The organism is Aeromonas sp. HMWF014 (assembly GCF_963878295.1).
In the GTDB taxonomy this organism is placed as follows: Bacteria; Pseudomonadota; Gammaproteobacteria; order Enterobacterales; family Aeromonadaceae; genus Aeromonas; species Aeromonas popoffii.
This window is the reverse complement of the sequence record NZ_CAWNYS010000070.1, coordinates 1-2,835: the sequence shown is the minus strand read 5'-3', so window position 1 is coordinate 2,835 and position 2,835 is coordinate 1. Positions and strand designations below refer to the sequence as shown.

The 2,835-nt window shown below is 62.4% G+C and carries 3 protein-coding genes; 1 reads left to right on the top strand and 2 read right to left on the bottom strand.

The window, feature by feature from the left end; genetic code table 11:
* Window positions 1–85: 85 nt before the first annotated feature.
* The gene (locus AAC083_RS02745; RefSeq protein WP_219927938.1) at window positions 86–1,612 is read right to left on the bottom strand and encodes a mechanosensitive ion channel family protein; all 1,527 of its coding nucleotides are present in this window, start codon (window positions 1,610–1,612) and stop codon (window positions 86–88) included.
* A gap of 115 nt (window positions 1,613–1,727) precedes the next feature.
* On the opposite strand from AAC083_RS02745, the gene AAC083_RS02740 reads away from it, so the two are divergent.
* Window positions 1,728–2,141 carry a hypothetical protein gene (locus AAC083_RS02740; RefSeq protein WP_108537966.1) on the top strand — a complete coding sequence of 138 codons (414 nt, stop codon included), beginning with the start codon at window positions 1,728–1,730 and terminating at the stop codon, window positions 2,139–2,141.
* Here the strand turns inward: AAC083_RS02740 and AAC083_RS02735 are convergent.
* A partial coding sequence (locus tag AAC083_RS02735) for a gamma-glutamyl-gamma-aminobutyrate hydrolase family protein (protein WP_108537965.1) occupies window positions 2,142–2,835 on the bottom strand: 694 nt, incomplete at its 5' end. It abuts the gene before it with no gap.

Sequence of the window (2,835 nt, the reverse complement as noted above, 5' to 3'; positions counted from 1 at the left end):
GTCAAATTGCAGGGTGGCACTCAGGGCCAGTGCGGTCAGCAGCATGGAGTCGCTCTCTTGTCTAAAGTTCAGGCCTCATGCTACGTCATCGGCCGCCAAACAGCGCCTTCAGTTTATCCAGCAGATCTCGCGGCGGTGCTACCTGCCTCAGGGATTCCGCCTCCCGTGCCAGCAGGGCTTGCTGCTCCTGCTGTCTGGCGCTCAGCACCCGGTAGAGCGGTTCGACCAGCGACTCGCGCTGCATGACCAGCTCCTGGAACATGGCCTGATTGATGCGATAGGTCTCGACGGTGCCGAGCGCCCGCACCGTGAACGGGCTGGGTTCACCGGTGAGCAGGCTCAGCTCGCCGAAGAAGTCGCCGGCGCTGAGGGTGCCGAGCCGCAGCTCACGCCCTTCCACCTCGACCAGCATCTCCGCATCCCCCTTCACCAGCACGAACAGCCAGCCCGAGATCTCGCCCTGGGTGAGCATGCGATCGCCGTTGACGAAGGGAGCGAACTTGACCTGATCCGCCAGTTGCAGCAGCTCTTCCTCCTGCAGCATGTCGAACAGTGGCAGGCGGCGCAGGGTGGCCGTGCGCTCGGCGGTATGGCGCTTGTGGCGCTGCTCCTTGTGATCCTGATCCGTGGTCATGAAGATGTTGAAGATGGGCGGCGTGAGGCGGCGATCGTTGCGGCGCAGGGCGGCATCGATCAGGGTGCGCACCGCCGAGTCGGTAGGATCGTCCACCGCCAGATCGGTGAGCCAGTAGCGCACTGCATAGCGGGCGACGCCGTTCTCCACATTCATGAGCAGGCAGTCGGGCCTCGGACTGGCAGAGACGTGGCGGATGCGGGTCTCCCGCAGGGAGTGCTCCACCAGCGATATGATCTGGGTTGGCAGCGTGTCCAGGGTGATGTCGAACCAGACCCAGCGCCGCCACTGCAGGGGGGCGCTTTGCCGCCGTCCCAGCACGGTGAAGCGCTGCTTGAGCAGGTGGCTGTTGGGGATCACCACTGTCTCCCAGTTGCGGGTCTCTATGGTGGTGGCACGCCAGTTGATTTCTACCACCCGGCCCTGGGTGGTGTCGACCTGCAGCCAGTCGCCGATGGCGATGGAGTTATCGAGCTGGATGGAGACACCGGCCAGCAGATTGCCCAGGGTGTCCTGCATGGAGAAGGCGATGACAGCCGTGATGATGGCCGAGGTGGTGACTATCTCGCCGAGCGCCATGCCGGAGGCGTAGAGTCGGAACAGGCACCAGCCGATATAGCCGACCGTGATGACGATGTCGGCTATGATGCGCGGGATACGGATCTGGCACAGGGGTAGCAGAAACTGGAACAGCAGTATCCCCCACACCTTCACCAGCACCAGGCCGGCCAGCAGGCTGGAGATCTCCACCAGCCAGTGGTGGGGCAGGGGCAGGCGAAACCAGCCGCCCTCGAACTGGATCAACAGGATAGTGCCAATGCTCAGCATGACAAAGCTGAGCTCGGAGATCAGTTCCCTCCGCCGGCCAGGGGAGCGCCAAACATGGGTCACGAGTAAAAGCAGGGTCAGCAGGGTCCAGAACGGGTGCTCACCAATCCACAGCAGGGTAGGTAGCGCAATGAGGTGATCACTCAACATAACAGCCCCTTATCATTGGTTATTTCCAGCATAGTTGCTTTCAAACCGGTAAATGGGTGCGGGGTGAGGGCAATTTATTTATGCTTGGCGCCCATGTGACAAGGGAGTGGCGAGTGTGCGCAAGTTGAACAAGATGGTCTGGATCGCGGGAGCCTGGTTGCTGGTGGGCTGCGATCAGCTGGCCGACAAGTATCGGGTCGAGTTTCGCGATGGCTCCTGGCGCGAGATCGCCATTACCCCCTTCTCCGACGAGGCCCGCTGGCGCGAGGGCTGTGCCACCGGTGAGGTGCTGACCGACATGACGCTGCCGCTCAAGCGGGGCAAGACGATCAATGGCCGCGAGCAGCTGCTCATCGGGGGCGAGTTGTTCGAGCTGGATGCCAACGCTCTCTATCGCAGCAACGGCATGGTGTTCGGCCACACGCCGGATCACATCCAGCGTGGGCTCAAGGGAATGGAGATATGCCGCACCCTGCGCCCCGAGCGGGGTGGGTTGCCCAAGCTCAAGGCGCGAGGGTTTGGCGACTAGTCAGCCATTGGCGTGGGCCCTGCAGGCCTCGCCGAAGGCCTCGAAAATCTTGATGGAGTGGGGATTCTCACTCGCCTTCCACTCCGGGTGCCACTGCACCGCCAGCAGGAAGGAGGCGAGGGTGGGGGCATGGAGCGCCTCGATCAACCCATCCTCGGCGTGGGCCAGCGGCTCAAGCCCCTTGGCCAGAGTCTTGATCCCCTGCCCATGCAGTGAATTGACCGGGATCGACGGCTGCCCCATCAGTGCGGCAAACCAGCTGCCGGGTACCAGCTTGACCTGATGACTCTCTCCGTACTGTTCGTCGACCGGATCGTCCGAATCTTCCCTGTGATCGTCATAACCCGGCTCCTTGTAGACCTGCTGATGAATGTCGCCGCCAAGGGCCACGTTGAGCTCTTGCATGCCGCGGCAGATCCCCAGGATCGGCAGGCCGCGATCGAGGGCAGCGCGCACCAGCGGGATGTCGAACAGATCCCTGTCTCTGTCCTGCTGTTTCTCCGGGGTCAGGTTCTCCTGGCCGTAGAGGGCGGGATCTATGTTGGAACCGGCGCCACTCAGATAGACGCCATTCGCCAGATCCAGATACTGCTCCAGATCCTCTGTGCCACAGCAGGTCGGCACCAGCAGCGGCACGCAGTCGCTGATCTCCACCAGCGGCAATATGTATTTGTGGGTCATCACCTGATAGGGA

Coding starts and splice junctions, on each gene's coding strand:
- AAC083_RS02745 (WP_219927938.1), bottom strand. CDS start 1,612: ATGTTGAGTGATCACCTCATTGCGCTACCTACCCTGCTGTGGATTGGT.